20 protein-coding genes are annotated in these 21,146 nt (G+C 64.0%); 6 read left to right on the top strand and 14 right to left on the bottom strand.

The window, feature by feature from the left end; genetic code table 11:
- Position 1: 1 nt before the first annotated feature.
- The 3 genes from FAZ30_RS16620 to FAZ30_RS16610 are packed head-to-tail and all read right to left on the bottom strand — an operon-like array spanning position 2 to position 3,543.
- Positions 2–1,252, bottom strand: a complete 1,251-nt coding sequence (locus FAZ30_RS16620; protein ID WP_124644962.1) for a complex I 51 kDa subunit family protein — start codon at positions 1,250–1,252, stop codon at positions 2–4.
- A gap of 12 nt (positions 1,253–1,264) precedes the next feature.
- On the bottom strand, positions 1,265–2,899 hold the full coding sequence (locus tag FAZ30_RS16615; RefSeq protein WP_137009893.1) for an FAD-binding protein: 1,635 nt from the start codon (positions 2,897–2,899) through the stop codon (positions 1,265–1,267).
- The gene (locus tag FAZ30_RS16610) at positions 2,896–3,543 is read right to left on the bottom strand and encodes a 4Fe-4S dicluster domain-containing protein (protein ID WP_124644964.1); all 648 of its coding nucleotides are present in this window, start codon (positions 3,541–3,543) and stop codon (positions 2,896–2,898) included. The genes FAZ30_RS16615 and FAZ30_RS16610 overlap by 4 nt, the downstream gene beginning before the upstream one ends.
- 415 nt (positions 3,544–3,958) lie before the next feature.
- Here FAZ30_RS16610 and FAZ30_RS16605 point away from each other — a divergent pair, with 415 nt between their 5' ends.
- The gene (locus FAZ30_RS16605; RefSeq protein WP_137009892.1) at positions 3,959–4,900 is read left to right on the top strand and encodes an AEC family transporter; all 942 of its coding nucleotides are present in this window, start codon (positions 3,959–3,961) and stop codon (positions 4,898–4,900) included.
- A gap of 255 nt (positions 4,901–5,155) precedes the next feature.
- Here the strand turns inward: FAZ30_RS16605 and FAZ30_RS16600 are convergent, their stop codons facing one another.
- The gene (locus tag FAZ30_RS16600; protein WP_124644966.1) at positions 5,156–5,344 is read right to left on the bottom strand and encodes a hypothetical protein; all 189 of its coding nucleotides are present in this window, start codon (positions 5,342–5,344) and stop codon (positions 5,156–5,158) included.
- A gap of 148 nt (positions 5,345–5,492) precedes the next feature.
- Positions 5,493–6,164, bottom strand: coding sequence for a GntR family transcriptional regulator (locus tag FAZ30_RS16595; protein ID WP_124644967.1), 672 nt, complete (start codon positions 6,162–6,164; stop codon positions 5,493–5,495).
- Positions 6,165–6,298: 134 nt separating this feature from the next.
- Here FAZ30_RS16595 and FAZ30_RS16590 point away from each other — a divergent pair, with 134 nt between their 5' ends.
- Genes FAZ30_RS16590 through FAZ30_RS16580 form a run of 3 tightly spaced genes read left to right on the top strand, consistent with a single transcriptional unit; the run spans position 6,299 to position 9,430 of the window.
- Entirely contained in the window at positions 6,299–7,039 is a 741-nt protein-coding gene (locus FAZ30_RS16590; RefSeq protein WP_199731074.1) for an SDR family NAD(P)-dependent oxidoreductase, read from the top strand.
- Positions 7,032–8,102, top strand: coding sequence for a phosphotransferase (locus FAZ30_RS16585; protein WP_124644968.1), 1,071 nt, complete (start codon positions 7,032–7,034; stop codon positions 8,100–8,102). Before FAZ30_RS16590 ends, FAZ30_RS16585 begins: the two co-directional genes overlap by 8 nt.
- Positions 8,099–9,430, top strand: coding sequence for an aspartate aminotransferase family protein (locus tag FAZ30_RS16580; protein WP_205676609.1), 1,332 nt, complete (start codon positions 8,099–8,101; stop codon positions 9,428–9,430). Before FAZ30_RS16585 ends, FAZ30_RS16580 begins: the two co-directional genes overlap by 4 nt.
- 44 nt (positions 9,431–9,474) lie before the next feature.
- Here FAZ30_RS16580 and mdcH read toward each other — a convergent pair whose 3' ends face one another.
- The 8 genes from mdcH to FAZ30_RS16540 form a co-directional block, all read right to left on the bottom strand.
- The gene (gene mdcH / locus FAZ30_RS16575; protein ID WP_124644969.1) at positions 9,475–10,407 is read right to left on the bottom strand and encodes a malonate decarboxylase subunit epsilon; all 933 of its coding nucleotides are present in this window, start codon (positions 10,405–10,407) and stop codon (positions 9,475–9,477) included.
- Entirely contained in the window at positions 10,404–11,069 is a 666-nt protein-coding gene (locus FAZ30_RS16570) for a malonate decarboxylase holo-ACP synthase (protein ID WP_124644970.1), read from the bottom strand. The genes mdcH and FAZ30_RS16570 overlap by 4 nt, the downstream gene beginning before the upstream one ends.
- Before the next feature lie 62 nt (positions 11,070–11,131).
- Positions 11,132–11,959 carry a biotin-independent malonate decarboxylase subunit gamma gene (gene mdcE / locus FAZ30_RS16565; protein WP_124644971.1) on the bottom strand — a complete coding sequence of 276 codons (828 nt, stop codon included), beginning with the start codon at positions 11,957–11,959 and terminating at the stop codon, positions 11,132–11,134.
- Positions 11,956–12,819, bottom strand: coding sequence for a biotin-independent malonate decarboxylase subunit beta (locus FAZ30_RS16560; protein WP_124644972.1), 864 nt, complete (start codon positions 12,817–12,819; stop codon positions 11,956–11,958). The genes mdcE and FAZ30_RS16560 overlap by 4 nt, the downstream gene beginning before the upstream one ends.
- Entirely contained in the window at positions 12,816–13,112 is a 297-nt protein-coding gene (locus FAZ30_RS16555) for a malonate decarboxylase subunit delta (protein ID WP_124644973.1), read from the bottom strand. Before FAZ30_RS16555 ends, FAZ30_RS16560 begins: the two co-directional genes overlap by 4 nt.
- Before the next feature lie 22 nt (positions 13,113–13,134).
- Positions 13,135–13,992 carry a triphosphoribosyl-dephospho-CoA synthase gene (locus FAZ30_RS16550; protein WP_124644974.1) on the bottom strand — a complete coding sequence of 286 codons (858 nt, stop codon included), beginning with the start codon at positions 13,990–13,992 and terminating at the stop codon, positions 13,135–13,137.
- Positions 13,992–15,653, bottom strand: a complete 1,662-nt coding sequence (gene mdcA / locus FAZ30_RS16545; protein ID WP_124644975.1) for a malonate decarboxylase subunit alpha — start codon at positions 15,651–15,653, stop codon at positions 13,992–13,994. Before mdcA ends, FAZ30_RS16550 begins: the two co-directional genes overlap by 1 nt.
- Before the next feature lie 81 nt (positions 15,654–15,734).
- A complete protein-coding gene (locus tag FAZ30_RS16540; protein ID WP_124644976.1) occupies positions 15,735–16,682 on the bottom strand; it encodes a LysR family transcriptional regulator in 948 nt (315 codons plus the stop codon).
- 280 nt (positions 16,683–16,962) lie between these two features.
- Here FAZ30_RS16540 and FAZ30_RS16535 point away from each other — a divergent pair, with 280 nt between their 5' ends.
- The gene (locus tag FAZ30_RS16535) at positions 16,963–17,814 is read left to right on the top strand and encodes a crotonase/enoyl-CoA hydratase family protein (RefSeq protein ID WP_124644977.1); all 852 of its coding nucleotides are present in this window, start codon (positions 16,963–16,965) and stop codon (positions 17,812–17,814) included.
- A gap of 37 nt (positions 17,815–17,851) precedes the next feature.
- Here the strand turns inward: FAZ30_RS16535 and pdeR are convergent, their stop codons facing one another.
- The gene (pdeR, locus tag FAZ30_RS16530) at positions 17,852–19,831 is read right to left on the bottom strand and encodes a cyclic di-GMP phosphodiesterase (RefSeq protein ID WP_205676608.1); all 1,980 of its coding nucleotides are present in this window, start codon (positions 19,829–19,831) and stop codon (positions 17,852–17,854) included.
- Between the two features lie 673 nt (positions 19,832–20,504).
- On the opposite strand from pdeR, the gene FAZ30_RS16525 reads away from it, so the two are divergent.
- Positions 20,505–21,068, top strand: coding sequence for a hypothetical protein (locus tag FAZ30_RS16525; RefSeq protein ID WP_124644979.1), 564 nt, complete (start codon positions 20,505–20,507; stop codon positions 21,066–21,068).
- Positions 21,069–21,146 lie beyond the last annotated feature (78 nt).

Here is a 21,146-nt window from a genome sequence, read left to right as displayed (position 1 = left end):
ATCAGGCCTGTGGCTGCGCGGGCAGGCCGTATTCCTGTGGAAAGGTGTGCAGCGAGCTTTTCACCACGGTGACCGCGCCGTCGATCAGGCCGCAGCGGCCGCTGCCAGGCAGGATCTGGCACAGGTGCTGCAGCGCATCCAGGTCGGCCGGGCTGTGGCGGCCGCCATCCACCCGGTCCAGCAGGCGGGCCAGCTGGAAGGTGCCGCATTTGCACGATGGGCACTGGCCGCAGGAGCCCTTGGCGAAGAAGTCGATGTATTCGGCCACCTTGCGGATGATGCTGCTGCCTTCGGAGATGACGATCATGGCACCGGTGCCCAGCCGCGAATGGCGCAGCCAGACCGAGTCGAAATCCAGTGCCACGTCCAGATCGCGCGCGGTGAGCAGGGTGTTGGACGGACCGCCGGTAAATACTGCCTTGAAGGCTTTGCCCTGCAGCATGCCGCCGCCGTAATCAAAAACCAGCTGCTGCAGGCTGGTACCCATGGGCAGTTCGTACAGGCCGGGGCGCAGCACATCGCCGGACAGCGAGTACAGCTTGGTGCCGCAGGCCTTGCCCACGCCCAGTGCGCGGTACCAGCCGGCACCATGGCGCAGGATGTGGCTGACATTGGCCAGGGTTTCCACATTGTTGATCAGGGTGGGCTGGCAGTTGATGCCTTGCTCGGCCGGGAAGGGCGGCTTTTTGCGCGGGAAAGGAAAGCCGGCTTCCAGCGAGGCCACCACGGCGGTTTCTTCTCCGCCGATATAGCGGCCAGAGCTGGCGACGACCTTGATTTCCAGTGCATGACCCATGGCGGCAGCCAGCTTTTCCGGCCAGGGGCTGTCCTGCCACTGGCTGACGGCCTGCTGCATGGTGTGCAGGCTGCGGCCCTGGTGCGGGTTGAGGTAGAAGATGAGGCAGCGGGCGCGTACGGCCAACGCGGCGATCAGCGCACCTTCTATCACCTGGTGCGGCGATGCGCTGAGCAGGGTGCGGTCCTTGAAGGTACCGGGTTCGTCTTCATTGCCATTGCACACCACGTATTTGCAATCGCCCACGGCATTGGCGGTGGCTTCCCATTTGCGCCAGGCCGGAAAGCCGGCCCCGCCCATGCCGCGCAGGTCGGCATCGGCAATGCAGCGGATGATGGCGGTGGGGGCCTGCAAGGCGGCCTGCAGCCCCAGCCCGCCGCCTTGTTGCAGCCAGGCGGCCAGATCGGGGCCGACCTGCACGGACGGGTTGAGCAATACCTGATTGAGTTTTTCCATGATTGTGTTCTCTTATGCGCGCGCGCTGGCGGGGCGGTGCAGTGTCAGCCTGGCCTGGCCCGGATACAGCAGCGGGGCTTGCTGGCTGGCGTCCAGCCCGGCCAGTGCCAGCTGGCGCTGCCAGCGATAGACGTGTTCGATACCGCCGCGCAGGGGCGGCAGCGATGATTTGTTGCGGGCGGCCTGGGCCTGGCGCGCCGCCTGCCGTCCGGCACGGCGGCCAAAGGCGAGGATGTCGAGCAGGGCATTGCCCATCAGCCGGTTGCGGCCATGAATGCCACCGGTGATTTCGCCGGCGCACAGCAGGCCGGGCACGCTGCTCTGGCCCTGGCTGTCGATCACCACGCCGCCGTTCTGGTAGTGCAGGGTGGGGTAGACCAGCATGGGTTCGCGTGTGGGGTCGATACCGCATTTGTCGGCCAGGTGTTGCAGTGCCGGCAGCTGGCTGGCCAGCGCGGGCAGGTCTGGGCCGCACAGGCGGCGCAGGTCGAGAAACACGCCTTGTTGGCCGTCGCGCACGATGCCACGGCCGGCGGCGCATTCGCGCAGGATGGCGGCGGTCACGACATCACGCGGGGCCAGTTCGTCGACAAAGCGCTCACCCAGACCGTTCAGCAGCATGGCACCGGCCGAGCGGGCTGCTTCGGAGATCAGCCCGCCGCGCAGGCGCTGCGGCCAGGCCACCCCGGTGGGGTGGTACTGGAAGGCATCCATGTCACGCAGTTGTGCGCCCAGGCGGTAGGCCAGCACCAGCCCGTCGGCCGTGGCCCCGTAGTGATTGGAGGTGGGGAAACCCTGCAGATGCAGCCGGCCGCAGCCGCCAGTGGCCAGGATGGTTTGCCGGGCCGACACCACGATGAAGCGCTGGTATTCCAGGTCGTACAGCACGGCACCGGCGCAGCTGCCGTCTTCGTGCGACAGCAGTTCCACCACCGGGCAGCGGTTCAGCAGCTGGATGCCTGGCTCCAGTTCCACCGTTTCGCGCAGCACGCACATCATTTCCAGGCCGGTGTAATCGCGGTAGGACAGAATGCGTGGCTGGCTGCAGCCACCGGCTTGCTTGTAGCGCAGCTTGCCGCCGTCGCTGCTGGCATCGACCAGATCAAAATGCATGCCCAGTTCGATCAGCCAGCGGATGACGCCGGGTGCGTCGCTCGCCAGCTGTGCCAGCAGTTGTGGATCGGCGCAGTTGTGGCCGCCGCGCATGGCGTCGTCAAAGTGTTGCTGAGGGCTGTCGCTGGCGGCTAGTGCGGCCTGAATGCCGCCTTCGGCCATCACGGTATTGCTGTCGCCCAGCCGCAGCTTGCTGGCCAGCATGACATCGGCCCCGCCACGGGCAGCGGTCAGTGCGGCGGCTGCGCCGGCCCCGCCACCGCCCAGCACCAGCACGTCGGTGCTGCGTTGTTCGGCACCGGCCAGATCAAAGCCGTCAATCAGCGCATTGCTTTGCAGCAGTCCGGCCAGGAGCGGGTGGCAGGGCTGGCCACGGCTGCTGCCGATTTGCAGCAGCGTGCTGGCATCGGCCGCGTGGTCGGGGTGGTATTGCGCCAGCAGGGCCGCGCGTGACAGGTCGTCCGCCCGCAGTGGCGGTGTGGCATGGCTGGCCCGGTTAAGGCAGGCCTGCTGGTAGGAAATGGCCGTGCTCATGACTCGCTCCTTGCAAGATGGGCCGTGGTGTCGATGGCCAGCTGGCCGCGTGCCTGCTGTTCCAGCCGGCGCAGCAGATCGCCCGGGCGCAGGTTCTGGATGGCCTGGGCGCGGCGCAGGTAGAGCCCGACATGATTGGGGCGGATGTTTTCCGGGCAGGCCAGGGTGCACAGATTGCACATGATGCAGGGATCGAACAGCGCGGCGGCGGCTTGCAGCTCGCCACGGCTGGCCAGGGCAATGCCTTGCTGTACCGGAATGCCACGCGGACAGGCGCGGTCGCAACCGCCGCAATGCCGGCAGTGGGCGGTTTCGGGAAAGGTCTGCTGCAGTTGCGGCAGGGCCTGCCAGCCGTCGCGCAGATCATGCGGCCGATAGCGGTGGACGTGGTCGGGCAGGTAGTAGTCGATGAAGCTGACCTGCATGCCGTCTTCCACCACGGTTTCGCAGGCCAGCCGGCTGACGGTTTCGCGCTCGCCGGCCTTGCGGACCAGGCAGCGACAGGAGCCGCACACCCCCTGGCCCATGCAGCCGATATTGGCGGTGACGGCGTCGGGGCCGTGCAGCCGGGTTTGCAGGATGGAGTCGCCTGGCTGTGCGGCCATCACCTTGCCGTCAATGCTGATGCAGATGGTTTCACTCATGGGGATTTCCTTTGCTGTGGTGCTGGCCCTCTGCCCGTGCTGATGGCGGGCGGATGGCCTGGCCCTTGGCTTGGGCTTTGCAAGGAGCGTGCCACCATATTGGTGTTTTGCAAGCTATTGAAAAAAAAGAGAAATGATAATTTTTTGCTGAGCGCGGGGCTGGCGGGCGTCGGATTTCCGTGTTTTTGTCATGGCCGGATCGACGGAAAACCCTGTCTGGCTTGTGGACGGTGGGCTTGGCTGGCGTGTGCGGATTTCCGCGTGGCAGGTGCGGCAGATTCGCGGGAAACCGTACTGTTGCGATGCTTGTTGTTTATTTGTGTATTTAAATCAATGGTTTGGAAGTGCTGTGCGATGGCATGCGCCTTGCTATGCAAGCGGTGAGAGACACTTTGCAGAGATAAGGAGCAATAACATGCTGGGAACCATGAGCACGGCACTGCTGCCGGTGGTGCTGTTGATGATGTTGGGTTGGTTTGGCGGGCAGCGCGGCTATTTCCGTCAGGCCGATGTGAGTGTGCTGGCCACGCTGGTGATGCGCTATGCCTTGCCTTGTTCGCTGTTTATCGGCGCGCTGAAAACGCCGCCGGAGCGCATCCAGAATGTGCCGTTCATCCTGTGCCTGAGCTTTGGCTTTGTCGGCACTTACGTCCTGGCCTTGCTGGCCGGGCGTTATTACTACCGTAGTGATCTGAAAAGCAGCGCCATCCAGGCGCTGGTCTGCACCTTTCCCGATATGGCCTACTTTGGCGCGCCCATCCTGCAGCAGGTGTGCGGGCCGCAGGGCTTTATTGCGGTACTGATCGGCAACCTGATCACCAGCTTCATCATCCTGCCGCTGACCATCGTGCTGTGCCGCTGTGGCGAGATGTCCGCGTCGGGCAGTGATGATGGGGTGGTGACCATGCTGAAGCAGAGCATGGTCAAGACCCTGTCCAACCAGATTGTCTGGCTGCCCATTCTGGGGGTGGTGCTCAGTTTCAATCATCTGCACCTGCCGGCGGCGGTGCAGGATAGTGTGGACATGCTGGCCAAGGCGGCCGGTGGGGTGTCCTTGCTGGCACTGGGCCTGATGTTCTGTGGTGAAAAACCGGCGTTTAACAGCCATGTGGTGGGCAATGTGGCGATGAAGAATTTCCTGCAGCCGGCACTGATGCTGCTGGGTATCCTGCTGTTTGGCGTGGATGCCGAGTTTGCCCGCCAGGCGTTGATCGTGGGGGCGGTGCCGACGGCGATTGCCGCCTCGATGTTTGCCGTGCGCAACCAGACCTACGCCCTGCATGCCTCGCACTCGGTGCTGGTGGGGACGGTGATTGGTGTGTTTGGCGAGGCGGCGCTGATTTACCTGATGGCCTGAGTCGAGCCGCTAAGCAAAACCTTGCTGCGGCGTTGCGGCTGGCCCCAGCGACGCACGGCTCTTGTTAGCCGCGCTTAAGGGGCAGGAATCGAAGGGGCTGGTCAGCAGATTGACCCGCCCCTTTGTGTGCTTGCCGCAGCAAGCCGAGGCTGGCTTTTGCAAGTGGGGGGCAAGGGTGGGTAAGGCATCTGGAATCAGCTTGCGCGTGACAAGGCCCGGCTTTGCCGGGCCTTGTCACGTCTAGCGCTGCGCCGCTTATTTGCTGCGTGGGGCCAGCTTGAGGAATAGCAGGCGGATCAGCACATAGACCACGGCGTTCATTGCCGTCATCAGCAGCAGGATGGCCAGTAGTGACAGGCTGGATGGCTCGGCCAGGGGACTGGCTTTGAGGGTGCCGGCCAGCAGGGAGGCAAGCAGCAGGGTGCACAGCAGTTTGAAAGTCATGGCAGCAGCTTTCTGCAAGAACGAACGCAGCTGTGTATTGCAAACATCGTGCCTGAAATTGTCCGTTCAAGTCATTGAAATGAAAGGTGTTTTTAAGGTGTGGTACGGCTGGCCGCCGATGTGGTCGTGTCAGTCGTGCGGAAATCCGTCAGTCAGCGCTCTGGCGGGTTTGCAGATGCAGCAGGATGGCTTGGCCGCCGCTGAGGATGTCGTCGCCAATGGCCAGCGCCGCCGCCGCGCCATCGCGCTGGCGCATCGCCTCCAGCACCGGATAGTGGTAGTCCAGCATGGCGCTGCCGCCTTGCTGGTAGACGGCGGCGATCAGCGGCCCCATCTGCAACCAGATACGGTAAAGGATGCCGTGCAGGAAGGGCAGGCCGGCTATTTCCACCAGCGCGAAATGGAAGTGCTGGTTCAGGGCGCAGCCCAGCGCAATGTCCTGCGCGGTCATGGCCACGGCATTGCGCGCGACGATGTCCTCCAGCCGGGCGATGTCGGCAGGCTGTGCCTTGGTGGCGGCGGTTTCGGCCGCCAGGCCCTCCAGCCGGATGCGGATGGCACGTATTTCCAGATAGCGCTCCACCGTCATGTAGGGCACGCGAATGTCGCGCGGCGACTGCATGGCCAGTGCCTGCTCCTGCACCAGCCGCAAGATGGCGTCACGCACCGGGGTGACGCTGGTGCCCAGCTGCTCGGCCAGCTCGCGTATTTTCAGCCGGGCACCGGGCTGCAGCCGGCCGCTGATCAGCGCATCACACAGCAGCTGATAAACCGTGCTGCCCAGATTGTCGTGTTCCAGTGTGTCGAGTTGGTAGTGCATGGCGGTGCGGCCGAAAGGGGGATGGCGGCATGGTAACACTGCGCTTGCCAATTTGAAATGCAGCAAATATGATGCATCATAATTTGATTCGGCTGCGTGCTGCCGTCGATTATCACGCTGACAGGAGTAATGCCATGCCTCCATCCACCCGCTATATGTTGTTGACCGGTGCCAGTCGCGGCATCGGCCATGCCACGGTCAAGCTGTTTCAGGAGCATGACTGGCAGATTTTCACCGTGTCACGCCAACCGTTTTCCGCCGACTGCCTGTGGCCATCGGCACGGCAGAGCCATATTCAGGCCGATTTGTCCGACCTGTCCTGCCTGGATCAATTGATTGCCGAAGTCCAAAGCCGGCTGCCCCATGGCGAGCTGCATGCACTGGTCAACAATGCCGGCATTTCACCCAAGGGGCCGCAGGGCGAGCGGCTGGGCATTCTGGCCAGCGCCGCCGATGACTGGAGCCGGGTGCTGAATGTGAATCTGGTGTCCACCGCCTTGCTGGCGCGCGGCCTGTTTGCCGAGCTGAAACAGGGGCAGGGCTCCATCGTCAATGTCACCTCGATTGCCGGTTCGCGCGTCCACCCGTTTGCCGGCGTGGCCTATGCCGCCTCCAAGGCCGGGCTGGCGGCGCTCACCCGCGAGCTGGCACACGAGTTTGGCCCGCATGGCATCCGCGCCAATGCCATCGCTCCAGGCGAAATCGACACCGCCATCCTGTCGCCGGATACCGCCCGCATCATCGAGCGTGATGTGCCGATGCACCGCCTGGGCACACCGCATGAAGTGGCCGAGGCCATTTATTTCCTCTGCTCCGGCCACTCTTCTTATATCAACGGCTCGGAAATCCATATCAATGGTGGCCAGCATGTCTGAGACCGTGTCTGATGGTGTGATCGACCAGCTGTTTTCCACCGCCGCCGCGCCGGTAGAGTGCAGCGAGGCCACCGCGTTGCTGTGGCAGCATTACGGCCTGCGTGGCGTGGCCAGCCCGCTCAATAGCGAACGCGATGCCAACTTCCACATCCGTGGCTACGATGGCCGCGAATATGTACTGAAGCTGACGCATCCAGCCGAAGACCGTACCGTCACCGATTTCCAGAGTCGTGCCTTGCTGCACGCGCTGGCGCAAGACTCCGGCCTGCCCATTCCGCAATTGCTGCCGCACCGCGACGGCCAGCCCTATGCCGCAGTCGAAATGACCGATGGCAGCCAGCGCGTGCTGCGCCTGCTCAGCTATCTGGCCGGGCAGCCGCTGCATCAGACTCCGCGCAGTGCGGCCCAGCGCCGTCATCTGGGGCAGACGCTGGGCCGGCTGGACAATGCCTTGCGCGACTATGCGCACCCGGCCGCCCATCACCCGCTGCTATGGGACATCCAGCATGCACAGCGGCTGCAGCCGCTGCTGGCCGAAACCCCGGACGGGCCACAAAAGGCAGTGCTGGCTGACTGGCTGGCGCATTTCATGCAGCAGGTACAGCCGCAGCTGGCGGGTTTGCGCCGGCAGGTGATTCACAACGACCTGAACCCGCACAATGTGCTGGTGGATCCGCAAGACCATGTCACTACTGCCGGACTGATCGATTTTGGCGACATGGTGGAAGCCCCCTTGATCAACGAGTTGGCGGTGGCCTGTTCCTACCAGCTGTCCACCAATGACAACCCGCTGGATAGCGCCGGCGAGCTGATTGCCGGCTACCACGCGGTCTGTCCCTTGCAGCCCGGCGAAATCGATCTGCTGTATTCCTTGATCATGACCCGGCTGTGCATGACGGTCACCATCACCGGCTGGCGCGCGGCACGTTATCCGGAAAACCGCAGTTATATCCTGCGCAACAACGGCCTGAGCTGGGACGGTCTGCAAAGGCTGGCCGCGTTTGGCCCGGCACGCGCCACCGCTTATCTGCAGCAGTTGTGCCAGACGAAAGGACAAGCATGAATCCGCCAGACCAACGCATGGCCAATGCCTTCGACCCGACCACGCTGGCCAGCCTGCCAGAGCAGGAGCAGGCGCTGATCCGGCGGCGGCAACAGGCACTGGGCCAGGCTTATCGCCTGTTCTATCAGCAGCCCTTGCATCTGGTGCGGGGCGAGGGGGTGTGGCTGTACGACGCCGCCGGTCAGCCCTATCTGGATGTCTACAACAATGTTGCCTCGGTGGGGCACAGCCATCCGCAGGTGGTGCAGGCCATCGCCCGCCAGGCGGCCACGCTCAACACCCATACCCGTTACCTGGACGAAGGCATTGTCGATTATGCCGAGCGCCTGCTGGCTACCCTGGCCATGCCCGGCTATCAGGCCATGTTTACCTGCACTGGCAGCGAGGCCAATGACTTGGCCTTGCGGCTGGCCGGCAACTTTACTGGCGGCAGCGGGCTGATTGTCAGCAGCCATGCCTACCATGGCGTCACCAGTAGCGTGGCCGCCTGTTCGCCGGCTTTTGGCGAGGGCGTGGCGCTGGGGCCGAATGTACGTACCGTGGCCGCGCCGGATGGCTATCGCGGTAATCCCGATGAGGTAGCCGCGCGCTTTACCCGCGATGTGCAGGCGGCGATGGCCGACTTGCAGCGCCACGGCATCCGCCCGGCGGCACTGCTGGTGGACACGCTGTTTACCAGCGATGGCGTGTTTGCCGATCCGCCCGGCTTTCTGGCCGGCGCTGTCGATGCCATCCACGCCGCTGGCGGCCTGTTCATCGCCGACGAGGTGCAGGCCGGTTTTGCCCGCAGCGGCAGCCATTTCTGGGGCTTCCAGCGGCATGGCGTGCTGCCGGACATCGTCACCATGGGCAAGCCCATGGGCAACGGACATCCGCTGGCCGGGCTGGCGGCACGCGCCGACATCATCGACGCCTTTGGCAGCCGGGTGCGTTACTTCAATACCTTTGGTGGCAATCCGGTGTCCTGTGCCGCCGGCATGGCGGTGCTGGAGGTGATCGAACAGGAGGGCTTGCAGCACAATGCCCACGTCACCGGGGCTTATCTCAAGGCGGGGCTAGAGGCACTGGCCGGCAAGCATGAGCTGATCGGCGATGTGCGTGGCGCGGGCTTTTTCCTTGGGGTGGAACTGGTGAACGACCGCCAGGGCAAACAGCCGGCCACGGCCGCGGCCACCCGCGTGGTCAATGCGCTGCGCGAACGGCGGGTGCTGCTCAGCGCCACCGGTTCGGCCGGCAATATCCTCAAGCTGCGGCCGCAACTGCCGTTTGCCCGTGAACATGCCGACCTGTTGCTGGATGCGCTGGATGCGGTGCTGGCTGCGCTTTAGCGCTGCTTGCTAAAAACCTGCTGCGGCCTTGCCTGCTGGCCGCACTAGCCTTGCGCCTGCCACCGGCTGGCCTGGGCTTGCAGGCTGTCCAGCCGCGTGCTGGACAGGGCCAATGCCGCGCCATCTTCAAATACCGTGCCGACCAGCTTGCTCAGGGTGCTGCCGGGCAGCATCTCCACCGCCAGCCGTGCGCCGCGCTCATATGCCAGCCGGCTGCAGTCGTGCCAGCGCACCAGTCGCGCCATATTGCCGGCCAGATCATCGGCAATTTGCTCGGGCCGCCGCAGCACGCGGGCGGAGCTGGCGCTGAGGTAGTCCAGTCGTGGAACGGCCAGGCTGATGCGGGAAAAATCCTGGCGCAGCGCGCTGGCAGCTTCATCCAGCAGGCTGCAGTGCGATGGCACGCTGATGTCCAGCCGCTGGCAGCGGCCGGCTCCCCCGGTCTGGATCAGGCTGGCCAGCTGCTGCAGGCCGGCATCGCTGCCAGCCACCACCAGTTGCCGTTCGGCATTGATATTGGCCAGATAAAGCGGATGACTGGCGGCCTGTAGCTGGGCCAGCAGGTTTGCCAGCTGGGGCTGGGCCAGGCCGCTTACCGCACACATGCCATAGCCCTGCGGATAAGCCTGTTCCATCAGTTGGCCGCGCCGCCGCACCAGGCGCAGGGCATCGGCCAGCGGCAGGGCTTCGGCCACCACGGCAGCGGCAAAGGCACCAATCGACAAGCCGGCGACCATCTGCGGCCGGATGCCTTCCTGCTGCAGCAGGCGGGCCGAGGCCACGCCAGCGATCAGCAGGCATAGCTGTACCGCCACCGTGGAGCGCAGCGCTGCGGCAGAATCCAGCAATAGCGGCGAGCTGCCCAGCACAGATGCGGCCTCGGCCAGTGCCGCCTGACAGGCCGCGTGTTGCGGCAGCTGCTGCAGCATGCCGGGGCGCTGGCTGCCCTGGCCGGGAAAGGTAAACAGTACGCTCATGGGCATTGCTCCAGCTGCTGGGTCCGGTTGCCGGGCCATGGGGCCAGCGGCTCATCCAGCAGCAAGGGGCCAGTGGCGGTTTTCAGCAGCACCCGGCCACCGCGCAGCCATTCGGCCAGCACCACGCCACCGGCTGGGGTTTGCAGCTGGATATCCACGCGACAAGGCAGCTGTGCCAGTGCAGCGACCAGTGTCTGTAACCGTGGACGATCCGGTGGCTGCGGGCAGCGCAGCAGCAAGTCAAGATCGCTGTCGCTGCCAAGGGCGGGCTGGCCGCTTGCCAGCTCAAAGCCGGCGCTACCGGTGATGCCCCAGACGAGGCCGCAGGCCAGCAAGGCTGCGTGTGACCGCTGCAGGGCTTGCAGTGCCGGCAGGGCGGCAAGGCGCGGATGCTGGCGCCAGCCTTGCTGTGCCGCCACTTGCTCCGGGCGCAGCACACGGCTTAGCTGTTTGCTGCGCGCCCACAAGGCGCAGCGTTGCCAGCGCTGCGGGCCGCGTACCCCGACCGCAATCCAGCCGGGCCTGGCGCTGGCGCGGCGCACCACCACCGGCAGGCCGGGGTGCCAATGCTGTGGCAGCCAGGCGGGCAGCTCGCTGTCGGTGGCCAGGGCCGAAGGGCTGGCAAGCCACAGCAGATCGTGCGGCAGGTAAGGCTTGAGCATCGGAAACTCCTGAAAAGAAACGGCAGGCCACAAGGCTTTACTGCGCCGGATTTGTGCTGGTTTTAGCCTTCGTTCTCCGCCCATTGCCGCTGCAGCAACTCACGTACCTGGCGTGTGGCCTGGCGGTGTTCGCCATGCAGCCGCTGGCGCAGGTCGCGTTGCGGGTCGGCCTGGATATCGTGCAAAGCCTCAGTCAGCGCGGCACGCACCAGCTGTACATCGGCCGGTGTGGGCTGGTCTGGCTGCTGCACTTTGAGCAATTGCCACAGCAGGCCCAGGCTGGCATAGCTGGCGATGTCATAGGCCATGGGCGCGATGCTGGCGGCCAGTGTTTCCAGTTCTTCCACCGTGCGCAGGGTGATGCGGGCGGCAGCCTGCTTGCCCATGGCATGCACCATCACCCCGGCATCGTCCAGCGCCAGCAGGCGGTTGGCCTGGTAGCCATGGGCCAGAAACGCGCCGGACATGGCCTTGCCGACAATCAGTCCGATTACCGGATGGCCCGCCAGCCGTGCGCCCGCATAGGCAGCAGCGGCGGCGGCCAGCGCCTGGTGAATGCCGTAGGCCTCTTCGCGCCGGCCATAAGCCTGGCTGGGGACATCGATGATGGCGACGATGGCGCGTTGGCAAGGCTGCTGGCGGTCGGCCTCCACTGCGGCGTCGATGGCGGCGGCCAGCGCCCAGCCTTCCAGCAGGCCTACCTCGCCGTGGCGCGCACGGATAAAAGGATTGTGCGGATCGGCCACCACCGCGATATAGCGTGCCGGCTGGCCGGCCAGTTCGCTGTCAGCCACCAGCAGTGATGGTGGATAGCCGGCAAGCAAGGGTTGCTGGCCGCACAGTGCGTGAAACCAGTCGCGGCCGCGCTGGCTGATGGAAGGTTGGCTCATGGGCGGGCTCCTTGCTGGAAGAGTTGACGGGCAGAGTCGGCATCGGCTTGGGCGGCGCTGTCGATGGCCAGCAGCCGCTGTAGAGTGTGCTGGCTGCGGCGGTGGCGCGGCGTGCCGGGCAGGCCGCTGGCAAAGTAGTGCAGCAGTTGCTGGCGGATCAGCACGCTGTCGTCTTCCAGCAAGGCATCGGCCAGTCCGCAGGCATGGCGCTGTTCGCCACCGCTCAGGCTCCAGATGAAGGGGCGGTTGCGTGAGTCGTATTCGGCCACGCCGGCTTCCTGCTCGATGACTTGCGGGCCGTTCAGGCCCAGCCGTGCCTCGCGGGTGACGATGAGATAACTGCACAGGCCGGCGGAAATCGACATGCCGCCAAAACAGCCCACGGTGCCGGCGATGATGCCAATCACCGGCTGATAGCGGACCAGGTCGGCAATGGCGGCATGGATTTCGGCAATGGCAGCCAGACCCAGATTGGCCTCCTGCAGGCGCACGCCGCCGGTTTCAAACAGGATGACGGCACGGGTGGCAATGCCCCGGCGATTGTCTGCCGCCGCCAGTTCCAGTGCGCAGGCCAGCTTGGCTCCGCCCACTTCACCCAGGCTGCCACCCTGAAAACTGCCTTCGATGGCGGCCACCACCGCCGGCTGGCCATCCAGCAAGCCCTTGCAGATGACCACGCCGTCATCGGCCTGCGCCACGATGCCCTGCGCACTGAGCCAGGGTGAGTACAGCCGTTCGAACGGTCCGGCCAGCTCGCGGCAGCTGCCGGCATCCAGCAGGCAGTGGGCGCGTTCGCGTGCGCTCAGCTCGATAAAGCTGCGGCCCTGCAACAGGCGGGCGATGTCTTGTTGATGGCTCATGCGGACAGCTCCTCCAGTGCCTGGGCCAGCCGCAGGCTGACCACGCCGGGGGTGGCACCGAAATCATTGATCTCCATCTGCATGGCGGCGGCCTGGCCATCGGCAAACAGGCGGTCGAGCTGGGCGCGCCAGCGGGCGGCGCTGCCATCAGCGGCACTGTGGATCACGATGTGGCAGCTGCCGGCAGCGGCTGGTGCGATCAGCACTTCCAGGTCGCCGGAGGCCACTACGCCGACCAGTACACGCTGTGTGGCCGGTGCGCCGGCCGGGTAGTCCAGATGCAGTTTTTCCATGATTGCTCCTTGCTTCTACTTGTCAGTGGGCTGCCATGGCCGGCAGCCGGTCCAGCAGCAGGGTGGCGGCCAGCAGGTCGGCTGCGCCGCCCGGTGACAGGCGTTGCGCCAGCATGTCTTTTTCCAGTTGATAGAGTCGGCGGCGTCCGGGCAGCGTGGCTACCCCGCCTGCGCTCAGTACCGCCTGTGCGCCGCTCTGCACCAGCGTCAGCCCCGGCATGCCGCCGCGTGACAGCAGGCAGGTGTCGTCCAGCCGGCTCATGATGGCCAGCAGGGCATTGAGCCGGGCATTGACCTCGCCGTCGCCGCACGCGCGGCTGGCATGCAGGGCGGGCAGGGCCAGCCGGGTGATGTGCGGGAAACCCTGCTGGGCCTCGCCACGCGCACCGCCCACGCCGTAGCGCTGGCAGGCCAGTTCACCGTTGCGCGGTGGTGCCGGCCGCTGGTGGTCGGGTAGTTTTGCCAGCGCAGCGGCACGCTGGCAGACCGCCACGGCTTGCGGCTGGCTGGCGTCCATGGCGGCGGCGGCCACCAGCAGGCCGATGGCCCAGATCGCGCCGCGATGGGTGTTGACGCCGCCGCTGGCTTGCAGCATGGCCTGCTCGCCGGCACGGCCCAGGCTGCCCAGCTGTGCGCGCAGTGCTGGCGAGGGTGCTTGCTGCCAGGCGGCGCGGGCCATGGCGAAGAAGGCCGGTTGCAAGGCATGGGCCGAGCGGCACAGCAGGGCGAGGGTCAGATCGCGATGTGCGCCGCTGCCACGGCTGTCGACCAGCCCGGGCTTGGGGGACAGCCGGGCTTCGTCCAATAGCGACTGGCAGGCCAATGCCGCCAACTGGCTGGCCAGTTGCCCGGCCTGATCGGGTAGAAGGGCGCGCCGCATTACCAGCTCCTGAACCGTGCCGGCGGCTGGTACAGCCCGTCCGACCAGCTCACCAGTTCCGCCATGCTCTTGGCCGCCAGCAAGGAGCGGCTGGCCTCGCTGCGGCGGATGCCCAGGTCTTCCGGCAGGGCCACCAGTCCGGCCCGGCGCAGGCTGGCCGTGCTGGCCGGGTCGTGGCGCAGGCCGATGGGGGTGATGCCGGCCACGGCGGCAATCATCTGCCGGCGCTGCTCCAGCGATTGCGCCTTGTACAGATAGGCGATGCCCTCTTCGGTCAGCACATGGCTGACGTCGTCGCCGTAAATCATGACCGGTGCCAGTGGCATGCCGTTGCTGCGGGCCACTTCCACCGCGTCCAGGCTTTCCACGATGGTGGGCTGGCCGCCGCCCTGGAAGGTTTCTACCATTTGCACCACCAGCTTGCGGCCACGGGCCAGCAGGTTGTCGGTCTGGATCAGGTCCAGCCAGGCCGGGCTGGCATGCCGCCGGCCATGCGGGTCGTGACCCATATTGGGTGCGCCGCCAAAGCCGGACAGCCGGCCATGGGTGACCGTGGAAGAGTGGCCGTCGCCATCCATTTGCAGGGTGGAGCCGATGAACATGTCCACCGCATATTGCCCGGCCATCTGGCAGAAGGCGCGGTTGGAGCGCAACGAACCGTCACGCCCGGTAAAGAACACATCGGGGCGTGCCGCCACATAGGCTTCCATGCCCAGTTCGCCACCGAAGCAGTGCACGCTGTCCACCCAGCCGCTTTCGATGGCCGGAATCAAGGTGGGGTGCGGGTTCAACGTCCAGTGGCGGCAGATTTTGCCTTTCAGTCCCAGTTGTTCGCCATAGGTGGGCAATAGCAATTCGATGGCGGCGGTATTGAAGCCCAGGCCGTGGTTGAGCGATTGCACCTGGTGCCGTTGGTAGATGCCACGTATCGCCAGCATGGCCATCAGGATGTGTACCGGCTTGATCAGGCGCGGATCACGGGTGAACAGCGGCTCGATAAAGAAGGGGCGGTCGGCCAGCACCACGAAATCCACCCAGTCGGCCGGAATGTCCACCCGGGTGAGTTCGGCCGGGTCGTCGACGATTTCATTGACCTGGGCAATGACGATGCCGTCGCGAAAAGCGGTGGCCTCTACCAGTGCCGGCGTGTCCTCGGTGCTGGGGCCGGTGTAGAGATTGCCATGGCGGTCGGCCTGATAAGCGGCCACCAGCGCGACATTCGGGGTGAGATCGACAAACAGCCGGGCATACAGCTCGACATAAGTGTGGATGGCGCCGATTTCCAGGCAGCCATCCTGCAATAGCTGGCCAATGCGCAGGCTTTGTGGGCCGGAGAAGGAAAAATCCAGCTTGCGGGCAATGCCGCTTTCGAAGATGTCCAGATGCTCGGGCCGGCCCACGCTGGGAATGATCATGTGCAGGTCATGCAGCCGGGCCGGGTCTGCCCGGGCCAGGCTGCGCGACAGGAAGTCGGCCTGTTTCTGGTTGTTGCCTTCCAGCACCACCCGGTCGCCGGGGGCGATCAGGATTTCCAGCGCGGTGGTCAGCTGGCGGGTGGGCAGGATGCGGCCGCTGGCCAGATGGCTGACCCGCTCAATCCGGCGGCGTTTTTCATTTCGGCGGCGATTCCAGACCGGGGAGGGGGATGAGGCTGCCAGCATGGGTGCTCCATATCGCAGATGAGAATGTCTGCAAGGTAGGCGCTGGCAGGCTGGCCATCAATCAAGCTGGCTGGCGAATTGTTAGCCTGAGGCTAATGGTTTGGCGGCAAGGCCATTGCTGGAAATGTGCCGCCCCAGCATGCGCGCTTCGGCCAGCAAGGCCAGCAGGTTGGGATCGCGCTCACGGCACTCCTGCAGCAACAGGCCGATATGCTGGGTGCTACGCCACTGCGGGGCCAATGGGGTGAAGCGGATGCGCCCGGCAAACAAGGCACTGACCCGGCCGGGCAGCAGGCTCAGGCCCACGCCGGCCGCCACCAGGTTCATCAGCGAGAAAATGTCATCTACCCGCATCACCACATCCGGCTGGTAGCCGGCGTGGCTGAACAGGCGCTGGAAGTCGCGGCTGGTGGCAAAACCGTCGTTGAGGGCGACAAACTTGTGGTGGCGGTAGTCGGTCAGATCCGCCTCTGCACCGGCAGGAGCCGGGCTGGCCAGCGAGGAGGCGAGAAACAACTCATCCTCGAACAAGGGTAGCGCCAGCAGGCCTGGCGGGCTGCCATCGACGGGTAGCGACATCAGCAGGGCGTCCACATCCTGGGCTTGCAGCTTGTCCAGCAGCTGGGTGTTGGAACCCAGCTGCAATTCGATGGCCAGCTCGGGCCGGCGCAGCTTGACCCCCATCACCAGCCGCGGAATCAGCTCCACCGTCAGCGAGTACATGGCCCCGATTTTCAGCTGGGCCGCGCCAAAGCCGGCTTTTTCGCGGGCCTTGCGGATGCCGCTTTCCAGTGTGCGTCCGGCGTCCTCGGCAGCTTCGGCCAGCGCCAGGGCGGCAGGCAAGGCAATCAGCCGGCGGCCTTCATGGCGGAACAGCGCGCAGCGCATGGCGTCTTCCAGCGAATGCAGGGCGCGGTGCACGCTGACGGTGCTCATCTGCATGCGCTCGGCGGTGCGTGCCAGGCTGCCGCTGGCGACGAAGGCGGTCAGGATCTGCAGTTTGCGCAGGGTGATTTCTTCACTGATCATCGCGTGGCCTTGCCGGGTGGGAGTGGTTGGCGCCCGGTGAAACGGTGGCCGGGCAGGCGGGCAAGCCGTTTTTTGCAAAAAACAGCGTAAATGTCATGATGAATGGAAATATGGAGGAATAGGCAAAAGTCACCATTTCCTGTTGTTTTCTTTAAATAAAATGAAAAGGATAAAATTATTCAAAACAGATGGAATGAACCGAGGTCACTGTTTATGCTGGCGGCAAAGCTGGAAAATCAAACGTTCCATCGATTTTCCACCACGCTCATGAGGAGCCGACATGACTGATGCATTCCACAAGGATTGCCAGATTTTTACCGAAGCAGGTCACACATCGCAACTGACCGCTTACTACGAAAGCGCCCGTCGCATCGTGTGGCTGATGATGCATACCCATCCGCGCCCCAGCTTCAACCCGGCCTTGCTGGATGATGTGGAAGCGGTGTTCCGCGCGGTGCGCGACAGCAAGCTGCCGATTGATTTCTTTATCTCGGGTTCAACCGTGCCGCACATGTATAACACCGGTGGCGATCTGAGCCTGTTTTCCCAGGCCATACGCCAGCGCCAGCGCGCTGTACTGTCCAGCTATGCCACCCGATGCATTGATATTCTGTGCCATCTGGATGGCGGCTTTGGCCGCAATGTCATCACGCTGGCACTGGTGGAGGGCAGTGCCCTGGGCGGGGGCTTTGAGGCGGCGCTGGCCCATCATTACCTGCTGGCGCAGCGCGATGCAAAAATGGGATTTCCCGAGATTTCGTTTAATCTTTTCCCCGGCATGGGGGCTTATTCATTTGTCGGGCGCAAGGCGGGGCAAAGGGTGGCCGAGCAGCTGATTTCCTCGGGCGAGGCACCGCGTGCCCCCTGGCATCATGAGGTGGGGCTGGCCGACCAGTTGTTCGAACCGGGTGAGGGGGTGATGGCCGCCAGAACCTTCATCGACACCCTGCAGCCCAGAATGAACGGCATCCGTGCCATGCTGCGCGCCCGCCACCGGGTATTCCCCATTCACCGCGAAGAGCTGATGGATATCACCCAGGATTGGGTGGATACCGCGCTGTCAGTGGAAGACAAGGATATTGCCTATATGGAAAGACTGGTTCAGCTGCAGAACAAGCGCACGCGCGCCTGAACCCGGGCCGCTGATTGAATGGCATGGCAGATCCGCTTCAGGGTTTGCCATGCTGGCGCAGCCATTGTTCCAGCTGGTCGGCGGGCATGGGGCGGGCAAAGTGATAGCCCTGAGCCAGGTCGACCCCGATTTCACGGATGAAGTCCAGCTGGCTGTCGGTTTCCACGCCCTCGGCCACGATCTGGAAATCCAGCTGCTGTGCCACCGCCACCATGGAGCGCAGTAGCGCCATCGATCGGGCATCCGCCGGAATGGCGCGGATAAAGCTTTGATCCATCTTGATGACTTGCAGCGGCAGGCGGGTGAGCTGTGACAGCGAAGAATAGCCAGTGCCGAAGTCGTCCAGGTGGATGTTGACGCCCAGTGCGCGCAGCGCGCTCATGATCTCGATGGTGCGTGCCTCATCCGAGGCGATGCAGGATTCGGTCAGCTCGATATCCAGCGGCGACTGGGTGAAACCATGCTGCTGCATGGCGGCCATGAAGTCGGACAATAGCTCGGGGTCGCCCAACTGGCGGGCCGACAGATTGACCGAAATGCGCAGCGGCTGCGGCAGGGTGCTCCAGCGTCTTGCCTGCGCCATGGCTTCGCGGATGACCCAGCGGCCAATCTGCTTGATCAGGCCGGAATCCTCGGCATAACGGATGAAGCTCAGCGGCGGCACCATGCCGCGCTCGGTCGATTGCCAGCGGATCAGTGCCTCCACCGAAACCGCCTGCATGCTGCGCAGGCAAACCTGCGGCTGGTAGTGCAGGCTGAACTGGCTCTCCTGCAAGGCCTGGCGCAAGCCGCCATCCAGCCACATGCTTTCCTGCAGGTGGTTGTTCATCTCGCGCGAAAAATACATGACGCCACCCTTGTTTGCTGCCTTGGCGGCATACATGGCGGTGTCGGCATTGCGTACCAGCTCGCTCAGGCTCTCGCCATCGGCCGGAAAACTGGCCACGCCGATGGAGCAGCCGGAGTAAACCTGGATGTGCTGCAGGGTAAATGGTGTTTCCATCAGCGTGCGGATCTGGCGGCACACGCTGGCGGTTTTCTCCGGGGTGGCGTCGTAGAGTAGCAGCAGGAATTCGTCGCCGCCAAAGCGTGCCAGCGCATCGCCGGGGCCGATTTGCTCGCGCAGCGCCTTGCCGACACGGGCAATCAGCAGGTCACCCATGGCATGGCCATAGTGGTCGTTGATGTTCTTGAAGTTGTCCAGATCCAGGAACAGCAGATCAAAGGGTTTGGCCGGCTTGGCGGCAACGGCGAGATTGATGATGTTCTGGATGGCGTGGCGATTGGGCAGGCCGGTGGTGCTGTCGGTGCTGGCCTGTTCCTCCAGCCTGGCTTGTGCGCGGCGCTGCTCGGTGATGTCGGTGCCGGAGCACACCAGAAACCACTGGTCCACCGTGGCGTTGCGTACCAGCCGGTTGCGCCACCAGATCAGGCGCGGGCCGTCTTTGGTCAGGATGTGGCGTTCGGTTTCCCAGCTGTGCATGCTGCGGAAGAAGGTGGTGAGGTTGGCGCGAATCTTTTCCGACTCTTCGGCCGAGAAGAACAGCTCCAGTGCGTTCTTGCCCATGACGTCGGCCTCGGTCTTGCCGGAAAGCCGTTCGCATTCGCGATTGAAGCGCTTGATATTGCCCTGGTCGTCCACGATCACGATCAGCGAGCTGACTTCGGAAATGACCTGCTCGGAGAAATTCAGCCCGCGTTCCATCTCGCGCCGCACGGCGGCAGTGTCATTGCACCAGGTGGCCACGCCGCGCCATTCGTCATGGTCGGTGCGGCGGCCAATCAGGATCAGCCCCAGTGGCATGCCTTCCAGCTGGGTTTCGATGGCGACGGTGGCGGTGGCGCCTTCCAGGCTGCGGACATCTTCGGCTTGGGCATTGCTCAGTGCAATGGCGACGATCATCCGGTCGTCGGCATCGGAAAGATAGAGCGCGTTGGAGTCCGGCGGCAGTCTCCAGCGTGGGCTGTCCGTGCCGAATCGCTGCGTCAACCAGGAGGAGGGCGTAAGGTCAATCACGTTGTTTCTTTCTGCAGATGACGTCAATTTAAATAAAAACTATAAAAAATGACGCCTATTGAGCTGTTTCATGCAGTATATCGAGTTGTTCTTATTGCATAAATAAGCTTCTGTTCAAAGATTAGCGCTGTGCCGAGCAGTCTGTCAGTGCCACTGTGCCGGTGAGGCTGGCGCAGGCTGCTTCTGTCACTGCAGATTACTCTAAATTTGTTTAAAGCAGTTGTTAGGGCGGTTTGTGTTCAGGCAGGGCAGACGCGTGGCAGGCAGGCCTGTCAGCGGCGCTTGAAGATGGCAAGTCAGCTAGCGTGACTGTCAATCAGCGGTGGGGGGGGGAGGTAGCCGGGCGGCGGAATAAAAATCGCCCACCCGGCAAGGGGTGGGCGCAAGTTCCATAAGGATGGAGGAGGATTAACGTCCCCAGTATCCAGCGGGTATTTCTTGCGGTCCAGTGCAACTTTTCACTGATTTGTGCCATATCAATACCGGCTTGTCGCCGGCGGCTTATCTGTGTGGCGAATAGCGATATGAGGAATGGGCATTTAGCAATCCAGGCTGGTCGGGCTACAGTGAGGCGTGGATCAGCCTGTTCATTTGTCTGCCGCCGCTGGTAAGCGCCAGGCCGGCATTGTCCTTTATTCCCATTAAGTATTGCCTGCAGATGGTCAGGTTTGTCATGAATGCATTTCTCACCCAGTTTTTACGCACCGTCCATGCCGAGTACTTCATGGAGTTTCCGCTATGGAGCACGGCTGACGGGCAGGTAATGGGTGAGTTCATCAAGGTGCGCTTGTCCAGCCAGTTCGAGCCGGCCCATGATGCTGCCGGCCAGTCGCTGGGCGTACTGGCGCGGCTGCAAGCCATTGCGCCGGGAGGCGAGGTGCTGGCGGACGAGGCATTGACGCGGCTGACCCGTGTCAGCGAAACGCCGGTGGTGCTGGACCGCTTTATCCGCAGCCTGCATTTGCTCAATTATCTGCAAGCCGGCTATGGCGAGCAGGGGCTGATCTTGCCGGTATCGGCCTTGCTGCTGGAGGCGGTCAGTCAGGAACATGGCCGGGTGTTTCGTCAGATTGTCGATCGGCTGGCCATGCCGGCACCACGCATCGGCTTTCTGTTACCGGCAGCCTATGCGGCCCAGCCAGCGCGGCTGGCCGTGCTGCGGGAAAACTATGCCCGTCATGGTTTTGCCACTTTTCTGCCCACGGCGCAGGGCGATGGCGTCTTGCAGCCGCTGTAGCCGACCGAAGCTGCCGGTGCCAATTTGCCCCTCACCACCCGCTGCGGTTTTAAGGCAGGATGCCGCGCCGGCGCGGCG

The organism is Aquitalea aquatilis, assembly GCF_005155025.1.
GTDB lineage: Bacteria > Pseudomonadota > Gammaproteobacteria > Burkholderiales > Chromobacteriaceae > Aquitalea > Aquitalea aquatilis.
This window is presented reverse-complemented; position numbering and strand designations above follow the sequence as displayed.